The sequence below is a fragment of the Mesorhizobium sp. M7A.F.Ca.US.002.01.1.1 genome (assembly GCF_004022955.1).
Classification (GTDB): Bacteria; Pseudomonadota; Alphaproteobacteria; order Rhizobiales; family Rhizobiaceae; genus Mesorhizobium; species Mesorhizobium ciceri.
This window is the reverse complement of sequence record NZ_RZQE01001081.1, coordinates 1-392: the sequence shown is the minus strand read 5'-3', so window position 1 is coordinate 392 and position 392 is coordinate 1. Positions and strand designations below refer to the sequence as shown.

Below are 392 nucleotides of genomic sequence, written 5' to 3'. Positions count from 1 at the left end.
ACCCTGCATCGAGTACCAGTCGTCAACGTCTCTCCGAACCCGGTCCTTCTCAAGGCCGTATCTTTCCTGAATTTTTCCTTCGAGCTGATCGCGCTTGCCGGCAATGCGGTCCAAATCGTCGTCAGTCAGCTTGCCCCACTGTTCCTTAACCTTGCCCTTGACCTGCTTCCAATTACCTTCAACGCGGTTCCAATCCATGGCCTTGGCCTCCTTGGTTGCACCGTAGTTGAAACGTTCGCAGCCCGGCTAAGTTCCGGGCACTTGATGGACAAAGAGCCGCCGCTGATGGTGGAAAAGGCCCGCCGCTGAGGGAAGCAGTGAAGGGATGCCGTGTCGTGGTCAAGTTCCTTCAGCTCAAAGATTTGGTTGTGGAGAGCGGTCACGATAATCAC

The 392-nt window shown here is 55.4% G+C and carries 1 protein-coding gene; it reads right to left on the bottom strand.

The window, feature by feature from the left end:
• The coding region (locus tag EN932_RS37805; protein ID WP_164890929.1) for a CsbD family protein at positions 1 to 198 on the bottom strand (198 nt) is incomplete at its 3' end.
• Between the last annotated feature and the right edge of the window lie 194 nt (positions 199 to 392).